We start from the raw sequence: 15414 nt of genomic DNA on the forward strand, positions 1-15414 counted from the left end.
AGTATATTTCCATGCTACTTTCTGTAATGGTTCAGGCGATAAGGAAGATTCACACTTTAGCAAAATGCTCCAATTAAAGGAAGCTGCCCAAACGATAAGGCAGCTTTCATTTATTTTTCCTTTACAACCGTACCTGCAAAGCTATCATGAGGAAGACGTTGACCCTGCTGCTGCTCGAAGGCGTGGCGATCTTTTAGATAATCGAACGTACTGATAGTGTCTCGATAAGCCATGCGTTTAATAATTTGACCTTCTGATAATGGACGACCATCTTCATTTTCGAGTGTTAAACCCATTGCTTTGTAGCCAATCGTTTGTCCATTTTTACGGAGTTGTGCATATTCTAGTGCCCACAATACCACAGTTGGCGTAACAAGTGCATGAACAGCCTCGTTTTTTACTTTTTTTCGTAGGAAGTATTCAACCCCCAACGTGACAGCTGTTGAAACAGCTGTATCGATTAAAAATGCAGCTGTGCGTTTTTTTGTCATCGATTGCATATAAGCCCTCCTTTAATGACCTGTCACTAGTACATACGAACAATAAGGACAAAAAGTTTCGATTTATCCTAAATTCATATCTAATGAAAGTACAGGATAGGATGGAATCGCCCCATGCTTTGTGGTTGAAATGCCTGCATATCCGTTTGCAAAAGAAAGCAGAGAGATCGCATACTGTTCACAATGAGCTACCATTTGAGCTACTGTTAGTTGATGATGAAGAAATTGACTTAAAATCGCGCCAATAAAAGCATCACCAGCCCCCGTTGTATCAACGGTTTTTACCTTGTCAGCAGGAGCCTTCACATGATGTTTTTTCGTATATAGGGTAGCCCCAGCAGCACCATGTGTAATGATGATAACTTTTACAGATCCCTTGAATAACGTTTGAACAGCTTCCTGTTCATCTTCTAGAGTAGTTAAAAACAGCAGTTCTTCCTCTGAAAGCTTGACAATATGGGCTTTTGGTAAAAAGGCTAAAATGGTTTCACAACACGCCGTCTTATCCTGCCATAAAGGAAGGCGCACATTCGGATCAAAGGATATAAGGCTCCCTGCTTGATGTGCCTGTTCAATAAGGGCAAGATGTGCTTGTTTCATAGGACTCTCTACAAGATTAACAGAGCAAAAGTGAACGATATCGTGCGCTGTTAATAGCTGCGAGGGGAGGTATTCCTGTTTGTATAAGAGATCTGCAGCATGTCGGCGATAAAACTGAAAATCTCGATCGCCATGTTCATTTAATGAAACAAAGGCAAGACTTGTTTCGCCATCCGTTGTTTGACGAATAAACTGGGTATCTACACCTGCTTGCTGCAACGTTTTGATTAGGAAGTCACCAAAGGCATCCTGACCTACTTGTGTGAGAAGGGCCGCCTGCTGTCCTAGCTTTGCACAGACTGCGGCTACATTGGCAGGTGCCCCTCCTGCATGTTTAGTAAAATGCTCAATGTTGGCTAGGGAGCCATGCTGCTGTGTCGGTGTAAAGTCAATTAATAATTCTCCAATTGTGAAGAGCTTGCCCATTATGAGACCTCCTGTGGTAGACGCTTTTTCTTTGGAACATAAATCGTATAAAAAATACCAGCGAAAATGAGAAGGATCCCCATCGTTTGCGTAAAGCTTGGCATAAAATCAAGCAATAGCATATCCAGTAAAATGGCGACAACAGGGTCGACAAAAACCAATACGGAGACAAGAATCGTAGACAGGCTACGAATACTATCAAAAAATAAATAGTACACAAATCCTGTATGAATAAAGCCTGTGCCGAGTATATAAAACCAATTGGTTGACGTTAATCCATCGAACAGCGAGAAGTCGATAAAAGGCAGTAGTATCACGATTCCAACTGTTGTTTGAATATAGGTTAACGCATACGAGCTAAGCTTCGTGATGGTTTTACTTGTTAGCATCGTAAGGGCATAAAATACCGCTGACAGTAATGCCCAGATAAAGCCAGATTGCATAAATTCTGAGAACGATACAAAATTATTGAGACCGATGATAAAAATACTACCGATAAAGCAAGTGATTGTTGCAACAAGTGCCTGAATGGTCATCTTTTCCTTTAAAAAGATAGCGCCTAAAATTAACACAAATATAGGGGCTAAATTATAGATGGAAATGGCAATCGAAATGGACATTTCCTCAAAGGCTTTAAATAAAAATACCCAATTTAACACAATAAAGACACCGCAAATAAGCGTTTGAAAAATTTCTTTCTTATCCCATACCTCTGTTTTATGTCCACCCGTAATGAGCCACATACCACCTAGAAAGAGGGTTGCGCAAATGCATCTAACAAAGACAAGCTCTGTAGCGGGAACACCAGTGTGAACGGTAAAAAAGCCGATGGAACCAAACAGTGCCATGGAGACTGTTAGTTTAATGATTGCTGAGATGTTCATACGAAACCTTCCTTCTATTATTTTATTAAACTATAAGAACTATTCACGAATTTGGCCGTTGCCATGAATAACATATTTTGTTGATGTTAATGCGGGCAAGCCCATTGGTCCACGGGCATGTAGCTTTTGTGTACTAATACCAATTTCTGCACCATAACCAAATTCAAAGCCGTCTGTGAAGCGGGTGGAGGCATTATGATACACTGCTGCTGCATCGACATTATTTAAGAATGTCTCGGCGGTTAATTGATCTTCTGTAATGATGGCCTCAGAATGATTTGTGCCAAAGTATTGAATATGCTCAATCGCTTCATAGACATTTTCCACTAATTTAACGCTTATTTTTAAATCAAGGTACTCTGTCGCATAATCATCCGCCGTAGCTGGAAGGGCAGCTTCAAACTGCTGACATACTTGCTCATCCCCTATGATGGTTACACCTGCATGATGAAGAGACGTTAAAAGCTGGACGCCATGTTCTTTAAACCAAGTAGGATGAATGAGTAAGCTTTCTGCTGCATTACAAACAGAAGGACGCTGTGTTTTAGCATTCAGACAGATTTTTTCTGCTTTTATGTAATCCGCCATTTCATCCACGTAAATGTGGCAGTTGCCTGCACCTGTTTCCAGTACAGGAACAGTCGCTTCATTGACAACTAAATCAATCAGGGCTTTGCCACCGCGTGGAATGAGCACATCTAAGTACTCTTTTAAATGGAATAGTTCTTTGGCTGTTTCGCGGCTTGTATCCTCAATTAATTGAACAGCATCGATAGGGATGGATGTTTTAGCAAGCGCTCGATGAATACTTGCGACAAGAGCCATATTAGAAAACTTGGCGGAAGAGCTTCCGCGCAAAATAACGGCATTGCCTGTTTTTAGAGTGAGTGTTGCTGCATCGATTGTGACATTTGGTCGAGCTTCATAGATCATACCAATAACACCAAGTGGGACAATTCGTTTTTCGATGCGTAGCCCATTGTCTTTTTCAATACGTTCAACAATTGTACCTACTGGATCGTTTAAGGAGACGAGTAAATGAATGGCATCGGCCATTGCCGCAATCCGTTCTTCATTGAGCATGATGCGATCTAACGTAGATGCAGGTATACCTTGCTGCTCACCCTGTGCCAAATCCTTTGCATTTTCAGCCATAATGTCATGTTGATCGATTAATAGCTGTTCTGCAATTTTTTTCAGTGCCTCATTTTTCTCGCAGGTCGTTTTAATATTTAACATGTAGCTTGCGGCTTTTGCGCGTTGTCCTTTTTCTTGAATTTCACTTGTCATTTGTCATTCCTCCTTAATTCGTTTGAATTTTCAGCCATTTATCTCTGTGAATTACCTCAATAGGGCTTTTCAGCAATGTATCAGTCCGTTTTCCCATGGCAGAGATAAGCTCTTGAGAAGAGTACAGCACTTCGCCACGTCCTAGTAAGTCCTTTTCACTATAGACTTCTACAACATCACCATTTACGAAATCACCTTCTACACGATAGACGCCAGCAGGTAATAGACTTTTACCATTATTCATTAAAGCCTGTTCAGCACCACTATCTATAAAAATTTTACCAGAAATTTCCGTGAGTGCAATCCACTGTTTATGATTTGTTAATACAGCAAGCTCATCATGCTCCACATAAGTGCCATCACCATGCCCTGCTAAAATATCGACGAGCTTCTGTGCGCCATGACCTGTACCGATAAATACCTTCACCCCTGCACGTAGCGCTGTTCGTGCAGCCAGAAGCTTAGAGGCCATGCCTCCTGTGCCAACCTTTGAACCTGTACCATCCGCAAAGCTTAGCAGGTCATCTGTAATAGCAGCTAATCGATCAATGCGCACTGCCTGTGGGTTTTTATTGGGATTGGCATTATAAAGGCCATTGATATCTGTTAGAATGATGAGCTGATCCGCGTGGACAAGTCCACTGACGAGTGCTGAAAGCATATCGTTATCCCCAAAGGTTAATTCACTAATAGATACTGTATCGTTTTCATTAATAATCGGTAGTATGGATCGTTCTAACAATTCCTCGAAAGTCGCATAGGCATTTTTATAGCATTCTTTTTTAGAAAAGTCTATTCGTGTCAATAATATCTGTGCAGGCACGATATTGTAAATACTAAATAAGGCACTGTACGTTTGAATAAGTAGGCTCTGTCCTACAGCAGCAGCTGCCTGCTTTCCTTTCACTGTCACAGGGCGAGCAGGGTAGCCAAGTTGTTTAAAACCCGCCGCTACAGCACCTGACGAGACAAGTAACACTTCATGTCCCAATTTCTTCAACTCGGCGATTGCCTGCACATGGTCCATTAAGCGAACTTTATCGATTTCACCCTTTGCATTCGTTAAAGAGCTACTACCAATCTTAACAACAATTCTTTTTCTCTCCATCTCACGACCTCCATCATTGCTAAATCAAGATAAAAAAAGCCTTTTCATCCTAAAAATTAGGACGAAAAGACTTGCCTTCCGTGGTACCACCTACATTGAATATCATGCGACATTCCACTTTTCTCATAACGCTCGAGACTGCGCCTAGTTTGGCTAGGACGTTTCACGAAGTAGGTTTCATTAGTCTTTCTTGTACAATGCCTTCCAGCCGATGGGCATCGCTCTCTTTTCAAGCAGTGGCTAACTACTGGTCTTCGTTCGTTTTCTTATCTATTGACTAAAGGATGCACTACTTCTATAAGTCTGTCAAGCTGAACGGATAAATTAGTTGAAAGTTTTGATAAATTAAGAAAGGAATGCGTTAAAATGATAAAGAGGCTGCTTATTCATTTATTTAAACCACCAAATAGCTATGAAAAGGGGAAGCATAGCCAGCACAATGACAAAGAAACTCCAAATGACTTGTTTCCCTGAAGACATATTTTTGGGTTTAATACTCATTTGTTCATACAGCTGGTTAATGGCTCGTTGCTCTTTTGCATAAAGCATTGCTTGAAATTCTTCGTAATCTTGTATATAGCTAGATGGGGCACGTGGACTGAAGCGTAAATTTCGAATGGAATCCGTAATCTCTTTGTCAGCCATCCAATACGTGATGACAGGTGCTAAGCCTGCGTTTTGTGTGGCCTTTACCTCAATGTCATGGGATTTCATTTTATAGTAGACCTGTCCATGCTCATCTTCATATTGCGTGACAATATCACTTACTGCCATTATCAATCACCTCTTATGGAAGTTATCTATTTTATCATGAGTTTCTACTATTATAATGGATTAGGGAAGAAAAGTATCGCTTGAGCGAGCATAAATTGTGAAACCCAAATTGAAAAAAAGTTTTGGATAAAGTCATAAACTTACATCTAGTGAGAACAACGTCATGTAGTATAATGTAAATAGTTTTTTAAAAGAAGTTGAAGGAAGGGAAAGTTTTGGACATTTCAACGTTATTTGCGTTTTTAGGGGCTGCGATTATTTTAACCATTATGCCAGGGCCCGATAATTTATTTGTGCTTGCCCAAAGTATTACACAAGATAAAAAAGCGGGTATTGCCACATCACTTGGATTGTGTACAGGACTACTTGTTCATATTAGTGCAGCAGTACTGGGTATTTCTGCGATAATTTATCAATCGACCATTATTTTTTCCATCGTCAAATTTGCAGGAGCAGCGTATTTATTATATCTAGCTTGGCAATCATTTCGTGCTAAAGGAGACCCTTTTACGTTGCAACAGCAAAATACGCAAGCTTATATTAAATTATATAAAAAGGGAATATTAATGAATATTTTAAATCCTAAAGTATCGTTATTTTTCCTAGCGCTGTTACCACAGTTTGTTAATCCATCGCAAGGACATGTGGCGTTTCAAATGCTTATTTTGGGTATTGTATTTTTAATACAAGCACTTGTATTATTTTCATTGTTTAGTATATTTGCAGGGAAAGTTAGACAAGTCATTATTGGTAAACCTGCGATTGCTAAACGACTAAATATGGTTCAAGGTATTCTCTTCACATTTATCGGGATACAAATTGCCATCAGCAAACAGTAGGGAGGAATGGACATGGCTATTTTACATATTACCTTTAGCTTAGCAACGCAGGGTTCTATGAAACTTGCAATCCGTCAACATCGTTTGCAGCGAAATGAATCAGTTCTAAGTGTCCATGATGATCTCTCGATTGGACCTCTTCAAAACTTTGAAGAACGTAAAACTTGGTTAACCACGCATATTTTAGATGATGATGACCAGCAATTGTATGATGAGATGTATGAAAACTGGAGGAAAAAGATCGCTAATTTACCTTGTGATGTGGATGTGTGGATTTGGTATAGTCACAACACACATGAACAAATAGGACTGCGCTATGTGATGAGTGAGTTAATTCATAAATGCAGTATGGTGTATGGTATTGATGCAACGGAGAATCTAAAGAGTATCCAGCCCAATCTAGACATTCGCCATACAGGCGAGCTTTCCTCGGAAATGCTCATGAAGCTTCGCCCTAGTGCGAAACGATTCTCTGTGCAAGAATGTCAGCAACTCGCTAAGGAATGGGAGAACATCAAAGAACAGCCAAGTACATTACGGTTATGGAAAAGTGAACTATTGCATGTAGAGGAAGATGCAATGGATGCATACATTATCGCCAGTGCAAAAAAATTGCATTTACAGCAAAATGAAGAGTGGCTAATGCCTACGCATATTTTGGCACAGATATTTGAAACATTTGTCCATTATGTAGGAAATGATTTTGTAGAGTATCGCTTACTGACCCTCGTCGAACAGGGCGTATTTTCCATGAAAGGCGATACAACGGATATTTTTTCCTATCAGGTTAAATTACTTTAATTCATTTAAGTGAATGAACAGTAAAAAATCAGGCGAGCAAAGCCTGATTTTTTATTGTTCCAAATGCTTGAAGCTGCTTGTATGAGTAGTGCTCAAAGTCAGTCGTTTCAACATAATGATTCAGCACAGTAACTTAACCTTTTTAATTTTGATAACACTTTTCATATTCATCTTTCATCAACAAACTTTGACATGCCAAGCCATTTTCATGATAAATTTCTTTATCAATATTTAATACTAGACTTCTATTTGAATTGGTATAATTAGGCTCTTTATTAACGATGGATAATTTTTCCTCGTCTAGCCATTTCATCGAGAATTGACTTTTAGCCTCTGCATAATAGACGATTTTGTTTGTGTGAGCTTTATTATTTAAAATTTCTATCCATACATGAACACCACCACTTGGACCTGCACCACCATATGGTTCATAATAAGCGTGCGCTGTATATTCTCCTGTAGGAGATAACACAGATTCGGCCACCTTTTGCGTATTTTCTTTATCTAAAGTACTAAACGTAAAAAAATATTGAATATATATAAATATTCCCAAAAACAGGACTAAACCTGTCAATAGTGCTGTTAATGTTTTTTTAGGGAAGTTTTTCTGTTTAAAAAAGAAATTTATTAATTTGATTACAAAAATGAATAATACGATCAAGGTAAATAAAAATACAAAGAAACCTAATGTATTAAGTAATAAATTCAAATTATTACCTCCCTAGTATGGTGAAACAGTGCCTTTTAGAAAATAAAGCGAGTAACAAGGACATCTAGATGATGTTGTTACTCGCTCTTTTTATTTATTGTCATAAAAATCGAAAACAAATTGTTTAAACTGACGTGCAGATGGCGATAAATAACGATTTTCTATCCAAGCCATGCCGATAATTCGTTCACATACCATATCCTCAACATGGATTTTAACGATTTTTTTTGGGTTTAAATCCTCATCATCGGGTAGTAAGGAAACGCCAAGCCCCGCACCAACAAATCCAGCGATTGTCGATACTTCATCACCTTCATAAGAAATTTTAGGCTTAATGCCCGCAGCATTTAATAAGCGATCAGCTGAGCGACGTAATGCATAGCCCTTTTTCATTAAGACAAAACTTTCATGCTCCAATTCTTTCATTTTGATGCTTTTACGATGGGCTAATGGATGGTCAATTGGGACCATTATAAAGAGCTCATCTCGCCATAATTCCTTCCAACAAACTGGCGGCTCTGTATCGATCGCAGCTAGTAGGCACAGGTCTAACTCACCTGCCAGTAATTGTTTTAACTGTGAATGGGAGTAGTTTTGTGTGAAATGAAAACGTATATGGGGATGTTTTTGACGGAAGGCACGAATCAAGTCGGGTACAATACTCGTTCCAAGTGTATGTAAAAAACCGAGTGATACATCTCCGAGTTCTGGATTATTAAGTTCCTGTAATTCTAAAACAGCCTTTTCATATTCCTTACGCATGCGCTGGACACGATATAAAAATAGCTCTCCATATCGGTTTAGCATAATCGAGCGCCCTTGTCTGTCGAAAAGCGGTACACCTAATTCTTCCTCCAGCTTTGAAATTGAACGACTAAGTGCTGGCTGTGAAATCGCTAATGCTTCGGCAGCCCGTGTCATATGCTCTAACTTTGCAACGGTTACAAAATATTCTAATTGTTGCCACTCCATTTTTTTCACCACTTTTCTTGTGAATTTTGAGTTATCTGCATTATAACGGGAAACAGACGGGAAGTATAGGTAGCAAAAAATTTTTAAAAGGACGTTGCAATTATTTAGCAGAATGGAAAAGTTAAGTAGCAGAAAGTGTGATAGTACAGCCATTAAGTTGACATCATTCATGCATAATACACATTGATTTGATAAAAACTATAAATTGTACATTATGAATAAAGGGTGGTAAGATAGACACATAAAATACACAATTATTAATTTCCGTGAAGGGGATATCATAAAATGAAGTTAACAAAGCCACAACCTCTAACAATCGAGGGAGGCAAAAAAGCCGTACTATTACTGCATGGATTCACAGGTAGCACAAAAGATGTAAAAAAGCTAGGAGAATTTTTATCTCAACGAGGTTATACTGTGCATGCACCAATTTATAGTGGGCATGGTGTAGAACCAGAAGCATTATTAGAAACAAAACCAGAAGATTGGTGGAACGATGTAGTAGAAGGTTATAACTTCCTACAAGAGAAAGGCTATGAAGAAATCGCTGTTGTTGGGATTTCACTTGGAGGCGTCTTTTCATTAAAAGTGGCAGAGACATTCCCAGTGAAAGCATGTGTAGCTATGTGTGCACCGATTACACGTGATAATTCAAAAGGCTTATTTACACGTTTGTACCACTATGCTCGTTTATATAAACACTTTGAAAATAAATCAAAAGATCAAATTATTTCAGAATTACATGAATTACGTATTTCACCGAAGGATTCATTGGACGGCGTAACACGTTTAACAACAGAAACGCGTGAAGAATTATCAACGATCAAAGCACCAACTCTTGTGTTACAAGGCTCACTAGATGATGACCTATATCAAGAAAGCGCACCTTTTATTTTAAATACTGTGGAAACAGACGACAAAGAAATCATTTGGTATGAAAACTCTGGCCACATTATTACATTGGATAAAGAACGCGATAAAGTGTATGAAGATGTTTATAAATTTTTAGATCATATTGAATGGTCAGTTGCAAACTAAGAAGGGGCTGTCAGCAGACAGCTCTTTTTTTGTTGAATCTCACTGGATAAACGAAAAAACTATTGTAATTATAATAAATGCTTGATAACATGATGAAATTGTAGTGAAAAATCATTCGATTAAAATAATTTGCTATAGTCTAAAACTTCTAAGGAGCACATCAATTATGCAACAAAAAATACCTTTTTCAACTTACGCAGTCATTGGAACCATGTTATTTGGACTGTATTTTGGAGCAGGGAACCTAATTTTTCCTATTCAAATGGGTCAATTTGCTGGGACTAATTTTTGGTTTGGATTAATCGGATTTTTAGTGACTGCTATCGGCTTACCATTCCTCGGAATTTTGGCAATTGGCTTATCAGGTAGTAATGGTTTACGTGATCTAGCCAATCGTGTTCATCCTATATTTGGTATTATTTTTTCATTAGCACTGTACTTAACAATCGGCCCATTCTTTGCCATCCCACGTACAGCAACTGTACCTTTTGTAGTAGGGTTTGAGCCATATATTCAAGCACAACATGCAACACTGCTACTAGCTGTATTTAGCTTTATATTTTTTGCCATTGTCTACTATTTTTCTTTAAACCCAGCAAAAATAATGGATTATATCGGTAAATATTTAACACCTGCATTTTTAGTTGTTTTATTTATTTTAATTATTACAAGCATTACAAAGCCAATGGGCCATTTCCAGCAGCCAATCGGTGAATATATGGATGCTGCCTTTATGACAGGCTTTAAAGAGGGCTATAATACGATGGACGCCCTTGCCTCACTAGCCTTCGGGATTGTTGTCATTAATGCAATTAAAAGTGCGGGGATTACAGATCGTAAGGAAATTGCCAAGGCTACATGGACATCAGGTATTTTTGCAATGGCTTTAATGACGCTGATTTATGGTCTCATAACCTATATGGGCGCTTCTAGTATTAATGCTGTCGGGACTTTTGATAATGGTGGTTTAATCTTTGCGGCAGTGGCCGATCATTATTTCGGCTCATTTGGAGCTATTTTATTGGCGGTCATCATTGTGCTCGCTTGCTTAAAAACAAGTATCGGCTTAATTACATCTTGTAGTGAGTTTTTCCATGAGGTATTTCCAAAAATCAGTTACAAATGGTTTGTGTTCCTGTTGTGTGCTGTATCCTTTACGATTGCGAATTTTGGTTTAAACAATATTATCAAATATGCTATTCCAGTTTTAATGTTCTTATATCCATTAGCAATCGTCTTAATCTTGCTTGCTCTAAGCTCATCCTTCTTTAAGAATAAGCAAACAGTGTATGCCATTGCGATGATTTTTACATTTTTCATTAGCCTGATTGATGGCTATAAAGCCCTGGTAGAAAGTGTGCCAGATGCGAAGTTAGGTGTATTGGATGGAGTAGAGAAATACTATTCTGCGATGCTACCTTTTTATGATATTGGCTTAGGATGGATACTGCCAGCGTTAATAGGGGCAGTAATTGGAAGCATGATTCCGTCTCGAAAAGTTATATAATGAAAGAAACACGCACAGAAAATGTCTCTGTGCGTGTTTCTTTATGAATTAGTAAGCTGTCCAGCCACCATCAACTGCAATAACTTGTCCATTCACAAAGCTAGCCTCATCCGAGCCTAGGAAGATCGCTAATTGAGCGATTTCTTCTGGCTGACCAGCCCGCGGATTGATGGATAGTCCTAGTGCTTGTCGTGCAGCTCCTGTTTGGCTCATATTTGTCATAGAAGAGGCGATATTGGTCATCACTGCTCCTGGCGCAATACCATTACAGCGAATATTTTTATCAGCATACATAAAAGCTGTATTTTTTGTTAAACCAACTACTGCATGTTTTGAAGCTGTATAAGCAGCCCCAGCCCGTGCACCATATAAGCCACCTGCAGAAATATTATTGACAAAGACACCGTGACCTTGTGCAAGGAAAATTTCGGTAGCCATACGCATAGAGCGCATAACAGCTGTTGTGTTCACTGCAAATACTTTTTCCCATCGTTCATCAGAAATTTCTCCAACTGGCTCCATACCATCCATAATACCTGCATTGTTGACTAATATATCTAATTGACCATAGTTCGTTTTTGTTTCATCAAATAAGCGTTGTAAGTCTTCTGTAGATGCGACATTGGTTTGAATGGCAAATGCTGTTCCTCCAGCCGCTTGAATACCTTCCACAACCGCTTGGGCACCCTCTAAATTTAAGTCTGAAACGGCAACCTTAGCGCCTTCTTTTGCATATCCTTCTGCAATGGCTTTCCCCATACCTGAAGCTGCACCTGTCACAATGGCTACTTTACCTTCTAATCTCATCTCAAAGACCTCCTCATAGTAATTTCTTTACTTATTGAACATCTGTTCATTAAAATCATATAATAAAAATGAAAGCGATTTCAATATGCAAAAAAACGGGATGTGTTGAGTAATCAACACATTTGGACAAACTGTTTATTAAGGAGCTGAAAAAATTGCGTACAACGGATTTACGGATTATTAAAACCAAGCAAGCTCTCCACGATGCTTTATTGACCTTGCTTAGCCAAAAGCCATTAGAGCAAATCTCCATTGCTGAAATTTGTAGAGAAGCAAAGGTCAATAGAGGAACGTTCTATTTACACTACGAGCAAAAAGAGGGGCTCTTTGAAGAATACTTTCAGGAGATAATGGCGGATTTATATCAATCCTATGAAGAACCCTATCGTGCGGTCACGACATTGAACACAAATCAATTAGATCCCAATACCATCCGTATTTTTCATCATATCGAACGCTTTAAAATGTTTTACCGTATCGTCTTTTCTAAAAATGTCCCGCTGACCTATTATTACATGCTTTTTGATGGCATTTATTCTCTGCTAAAACGAGATATTACCACACAGCACATACATCAAATGGAGGATCATATATCGATCGACTATTATAGCGCCTATCAAGCAAACGCCATCATCGGTCTCATCATTCAATGGTATCGCGGCGATTTCAGCGATAGCGTGACCATGTTAAATCAACAGCTAGCAGCTATTTTAAAGAATGTGAGAAAGTAAGAAGCAGTGGATAGAACGTTAGAATTGAAGGATAGAGAGAAGTAGCGGATAGAACGCCAGAATTTGAAGGATAGAAGAGAAGAAGTAGCGGATAACCCCTCAAAGAGAAGGTCTACATCAACTTGTAGACCTTTTCTTTTCTATTAAATCATTTGTTGGCTTAAATGTGACGATCAACGTAGCAATGGCTAGTGTCACGAAGATGATGATGGCCAATGAGCTACTGTTTTGCAGGAGATTATCAGAACTACCACCAAAGATGATCGTGTAGTAGCCATCTGCTCCATAAGTGGCAGGTAGCATAGCAGCGACCTGCTTGTATCCTTCAGATAGCATGGTTTTTGGAACAAGTACACCTGATGTTACTAATTGGAGTGAGAGAGCACAAATATTAAATATCATCCCCATATTCCCAAAGGCAATCACAAATACTTGGGCCAAGCTAAGGAAAGCAAGATACATTACAGATTGGAAGAGATAAATCGACAACAGGCTTTCTTGACTATCGATATTAAAAAGGTGCATCAAACCAATTGTTATGAATGGCAATGTAAAGGCTACGCCCACATTGAGTAGCTGTCGTGCGAGAAACAATTGCCATTTTGATAGGCTTGCTTGAACGAGCTGTGCTGCTTCTTGGTGTTGCATAATCATGACCATCGCTCCCACAAAGGAGGAAATGATGACCATAAATGGGACGAAGTTTGCAGCAAATCCCTTTACATCATTGGTTTTTACAATTGTACCATCGACGGGATGGTCTTTGACATTCATTACAGTCGTTTTGACAGAAGTGGTAATTTGTTGGGCAGTGTCTTGCTCGAATGGAAGCTGAGCAAATTGTTGAGCAAAGACTGCAACCGCTTGATTTTGCTGCATTGGATAAAGGGCTTGATTGATTTCTTCTGTTAATTGCTTTGCAACACCCTCCATCATATTTTTCGCTACACTTGCATTGGCTTGATTAATCGCATAAATAATTTCAGCCTCTTTCCCTGCTTGGATTTGATTTGTAAAATCGGCTGGAATCTGCATAATCATATTAATTTTTCGTTCATTTAATGCGCTCTCAGCTTTCTTCATCGAAGAATAGTCCTCCATTGCAAAGGGGATGGAGCCTTTGATGTTATGTGCTACCTGTTGCCCCATTACAGAATCTTCCACAACAATGCCAATGCTTAACTGTTCAGCTCTTTCATTGACACCATCATAGGCAGTCATCCAGATTGTAAAGAAGATTAATTGAAAGGCAATGGTTGCAACAATGCCAATATAGGTTTCGCGAACTCGTAAAAATGCTTGTAAACCTGTCATTTTTTATTCCTCCTAAAATTAAGTAAGTACTTACTTGCATTGATTGGAAAAATTTTTCTAGGAAACGAGTCCCCTAGAAAAAATAGCAACACTAGTTTGTAAAAGTTCTTCCGTTGGTAAGTCAGACACGATTGTTCCAAGTTGAGCACGTGACATAAAATGACCAAAATTCAAAGCGATAAGCGATAATGCTGCTGCTTCAAAATCAACTTCTCTTATTTTCCCCTGACGATGCATCTCTTGAAAATAGTGAATGAGCTCCTTTTTGATGAGGAGAGGGATATTGGCGATTTCCTCACTAATTTCAGGAAATTGAATAGATTCCTTAAAGCCGATCATGACAAAATCTTTTATCGACATTAAAAAATGAAAATGCTTCAATGAGAAATTTAATAAATCCTTTTCTAATTCCCACGTTACATTTTGATTGATCTCCTGCTGTAGAAGCGGATAATAAGAAAATTGCTCAATAATGGCTTTTAATAAACCACGTTTGTTGCCAAAGTGACGGAAAAGAGTGACCTCATTGACACCTGCTAATTCTGCAATGGTTTTGGTAGTTGCAGCTGTATAGCCTTTTTCACTAATCAATTGTAGAGCAGCTTCGATAATTCGTTGTGCAGTTCCTTTCGTTGTCAAAAACATACTTCCTTCCATGCAAGTAATTACTTACATCCTAGCATAGTGTACGAGGAACTGCAACACTATGAATGAGCGTTGACAATTATATCGACTGCTGATATATTTTTAGTATATCGACTGACGATATATTGATGGACGATATAAAGGAGGATTTGTATGACACAGGAGCATCCGCCATTAACAGAGGGCGTTTATTATATTTTATTAGCATTATATGAGGCGAGGCATGGCTATGGCATTATGCAATTGGTGGAAGAAATGAGCAATGGAAGAGTGCGCTTAGGGGCAGGAACCATATATGGTGCGATTAAAACATTGTTGGAACGAGGATGGATAGAGGCACTCGGTGGGGATGGCAGAAAGAAAGAATATGTTATTACCGAAACTGGAAAAACAATGGTGGAATATGAAATTTTAAGATTAAGGGAACTTTTTGACAATGGTATCCGTATAACGAGAGGAGTTGAATAAT

17 protein-coding genes are annotated in these 15414 nt (G+C 38.7%); 6 read left to right on the forward strand and 11 right to left on the reverse strand.

The window, feature by feature from the left end:
• Window positions 1–110: 110 nt before the first annotated feature.
• The 6 genes from NP781_RS06760 to NP781_RS06785 all read right to left on the reverse strand — a co-directional run bounded on the left by NP781_RS06760 (window position 111) and on the right by NP781_RS06785 (window position 5582).
• Entirely contained in the window at window positions 111–500 is a 390-nt protein-coding gene (locus tag NP781_RS06760) for an RDD family protein (protein ID WP_257521816.1), read from the reverse strand.
• A 63-nt stretch (window positions 501–563) separates the two neighbouring features.
• Entirely contained in the window at window positions 564–1526 is a 963-nt protein-coding gene (locus NP781_RS06765) for a carbohydrate kinase family protein (RefSeq protein ID WP_221680766.1), read from the reverse strand.
• Window positions 1526–2410, reverse strand: coding sequence for a DMT family transporter (locus tag NP781_RS06770; RefSeq protein WP_004229564.1), 885 nt, complete (start codon window positions 2408–2410; stop codon window positions 1526–1528). The genes NP781_RS06765 and NP781_RS06770 overlap by 1 nt, the downstream gene beginning before the upstream one ends.
• Before the next feature lie 39 nt (window positions 2411–2449).
• A complete protein-coding gene (locus NP781_RS06775) occupies window positions 2450–3700 on the reverse strand; it encodes a glutamate-5-semialdehyde dehydrogenase (protein ID WP_221680768.1) in 1251 nt (416 codons plus the stop codon).
• A gap of 13 nt (window positions 3701–3713) precedes the next feature.
• Entirely contained in the window at window positions 3714–4808 is a 1095-nt protein-coding gene (gene proB / locus NP781_RS06780; RefSeq protein ID WP_257521817.1) for a glutamate 5-kinase, read from the reverse strand.
• Window positions 4809–5198: 390 nt separating this feature from the next.
• Window positions 5199–5582 carry a hypothetical protein gene (locus NP781_RS06785; protein ID WP_004229554.1) on the reverse strand — a complete coding sequence of 128 codons (384 nt, stop codon included), beginning with the start codon at window positions 5580–5582 and terminating at the stop codon, window positions 5199–5201.
• 215 nt (window positions 5583–5797) lie between these two features.
• On the opposite strand from NP781_RS06785, the gene NP781_RS06790 reads away from it, so the two are divergent.
• Together NP781_RS06790 and NP781_RS06795 are read left to right on the forward strand one after the other, a co-directional pair.
• On the forward strand, window positions 5798–6421 hold the full coding sequence (locus NP781_RS06790; RefSeq protein WP_221680770.1) for a LysE family translocator: 624 nt from the start codon (window positions 5798–5800) through the stop codon (window positions 6419–6421).
• 12 nt (window positions 6422–6433) lie between these two features.
• On the forward strand, window positions 6434–7222 hold the full coding sequence (locus NP781_RS06795; protein ID WP_257521818.1) for a DUF1835 domain-containing protein: 789 nt from the start codon (window positions 6434–6436) through the stop codon (window positions 7220–7222).
• 142 nt (window positions 7223–7364) lie between these two features.
• Here the strand turns inward: NP781_RS06795 and NP781_RS06800 are convergent, their stop codons facing one another.
• Together NP781_RS06800 and NP781_RS06805 are read right to left on the reverse strand one after the other, a co-directional pair.
• Window positions 7365–7931, reverse strand: coding sequence for a DUF5412 family protein (locus NP781_RS06800; RefSeq protein ID WP_221680772.1), 567 nt, complete (start codon window positions 7929–7931; stop codon window positions 7365–7367).
• A gap of 90 nt (window positions 7932–8021) precedes the next feature.
• Entirely contained in the window at window positions 8022–8903 is an 882-nt protein-coding gene (locus tag NP781_RS06805; protein WP_048390154.1) for a LysR family transcriptional regulator, read from the reverse strand.
• Window positions 8904–9188: 285 nt separating this feature from the next.
• Between NP781_RS06805 and NP781_RS06810 the strand changes: the two genes are divergently transcribed.
• Both NP781_RS06810 and brnQ read left to right on the forward strand, forming a co-directional pair.
• A complete protein-coding gene (locus NP781_RS06810) occupies window positions 9189–9941 on the forward strand; it encodes an alpha/beta hydrolase (protein ID WP_221680773.1) in 753 nt (250 codons plus the stop codon).
• 166 nt (window positions 9942–10107) lie between these two features.
• Window positions 10108–11448 carry a branched-chain amino acid transport system II carrier protein gene (brnQ, locus tag NP781_RS06815; RefSeq protein ID WP_257521819.1) on the forward strand — a complete coding sequence of 447 codons (1341 nt, stop codon included), beginning with the start codon at window positions 10108–10110 and terminating at the stop codon, window positions 11446–11448.
• 48 nt (window positions 11449–11496) lie between these two features.
• On the opposite strand, the gene NP781_RS06820 is transcribed toward brnQ, so the two are convergent.
• Window positions 11497–12255, reverse strand: coding sequence for an SDR family oxidoreductase (locus NP781_RS06820; RefSeq protein ID WP_048390161.1), 759 nt, complete (start codon window positions 12253–12255; stop codon window positions 11497–11499).
• Window positions 12256–12410: 155 nt separating this feature from the next.
• Here NP781_RS06820 and NP781_RS06825 point away from each other — a divergent pair, with 155 nt between their 5' ends.
• Window positions 12411–12986 (forward strand): TetR/AcrR family transcriptional regulator, encoded by a 576-nt coding sequence (locus tag NP781_RS06825; protein ID WP_257521820.1) that lies wholly within the window; start codon window positions 12411–12413, stop codon window positions 12984–12986.
• 117 nt (window positions 12987–13103) lie between these two features.
• On the opposite strand, the gene NP781_RS06830 is transcribed toward NP781_RS06825, so the two are convergent.
• Together NP781_RS06830 and NP781_RS06835 are read right to left on the reverse strand one after the other, a co-directional pair.
• Entirely contained in the window at window positions 13104–14300 is a 1197-nt protein-coding gene (locus tag NP781_RS06830) for a YhgE/Pip domain-containing protein (protein WP_257521821.1), read from the reverse strand.
• A gap of 57 nt (window positions 14301–14357) precedes the next feature.
• Window positions 14358–14945: a TetR/AcrR family transcriptional regulator gene (locus tag NP781_RS06835; protein ID WP_009374223.1), complete on the reverse strand. Its 588-nt coding sequence runs from the start codon at window positions 14943–14945 to the stop codon at window positions 14358–14360.
• A 153-nt stretch (window positions 14946–15098) separates the two neighbouring features.
• Between NP781_RS06835 and NP781_RS06840 the strand changes: the two genes are divergently transcribed.
• Window positions 15099–15413 (forward strand): PadR family transcriptional regulator, encoded by a 315-nt coding sequence (locus NP781_RS06840; protein WP_257521822.1) that lies wholly within the window; start codon window positions 15099–15101, stop codon window positions 15411–15413.
• Window position 15414 lies beyond the last annotated feature (1 nt).

Origin of the sequence: Lysinibacillus sp. FN11, from assembly GCF_024628845.1 — a bacterium.
Classification (GTDB): domain Bacteria; phylum Bacillota; class Bacilli; order Bacillales_A; family Planococcaceae; genus Lysinibacillus; species Lysinibacillus capsici.

What these genes read in the sequence shown, in the direction of transcription:
- NP781_RS06770 (WP_004229564.1), bottom strand. Translation starts at nt 2,410, where the DNA reads ATGAACATCTCAGCAATCATTAAACTAACAGTCTCCATGGCACTGTTT.
- brnQ (WP_257521819.1), top strand. Translation starts at nt 10,108, where the DNA reads ATGCAACAAAAAATACCTTTTTCAACTTACGCAGTCATTGGAACCATG.
- NP781_RS06810 (WP_221680773.1), top strand. Translation starts at nt 9,189, where the DNA reads ATGAAGTTAACAAAGCCACAACCTCTAACAATCGAGGGAGGCAAAAAA.
- NP781_RS06805 (WP_048390154.1), bottom strand. Translation starts at nt 8,903, where the DNA reads ATGGAGTGGCAACAATTAGAATATTTTGTAACCGTTGCAAAGTTAGAG.
- NP781_RS06795 (WP_257521818.1), top strand. Translation starts at nt 6,434, where the DNA reads ATGGCTATTTTACATATTACCTTTAGCTTAGCAACGCAGGGTTCTATG.
- NP781_RS06785 (WP_004229554.1), bottom strand. Translation starts at nt 5,582, where the DNA reads ATGGCAGTAAGTGATATTGTCACGCAATATGAAGATGAGCATGGACAG.
- NP781_RS06830 (WP_257521821.1), bottom strand. Translation starts at nt 14,300, where the DNA reads ATGACAGGTTTACAAGCATTTTTACGAGTTCGCGAAACCTATATTGGC.
- NP781_RS06820 (WP_048390161.1), bottom strand. Translation starts at nt 12,255, where the DNA reads ATGAGATTAGAAGGTAAAGTAGCCATTGTGACAGGTGCAGCTTCAGGT.
- NP781_RS06775 (WP_221680768.1), bottom strand. Translation starts at nt 3,700, where the DNA reads ATGACAAGTGAAATTCAAGAAAAAGGACAACGCGCAAAAGCCGCAAGC.
- NP781_RS06835 (WP_009374223.1), bottom strand. Translation starts at nt 14,945, where the DNA reads ATGTTTTTGACAACGAAAGGAACTGCACAACGAATTATCGAAGCTGCT.
- NP781_RS06760 (WP_257521816.1), bottom strand. Translation starts at nt 500, where the DNA reads ATGCAATCGATGACAAAAAAACGCACAGCTGCATTTTTAATCGATACA.
- NP781_RS06840 (WP_257521822.1), top strand. Translation starts at nt 15,099, where the DNA reads ATGACACAGGAGCATCCGCCATTAACAGAGGGCGTTTATTATATTTTA.
- NP781_RS06765 (WP_221680766.1), bottom strand. Translation starts at nt 1,526, where the DNA reads ATGGGCAAGCTCTTCACAATTGGAGAATTATTAATTGACTTTACACCG.
- proB (WP_257521817.1), bottom strand. Translation starts at nt 4,808, where the DNA reads ATGGAGAGAAAAAGAATTGTTGTTAAGATTGGTAGTAGCTCTTTAACG.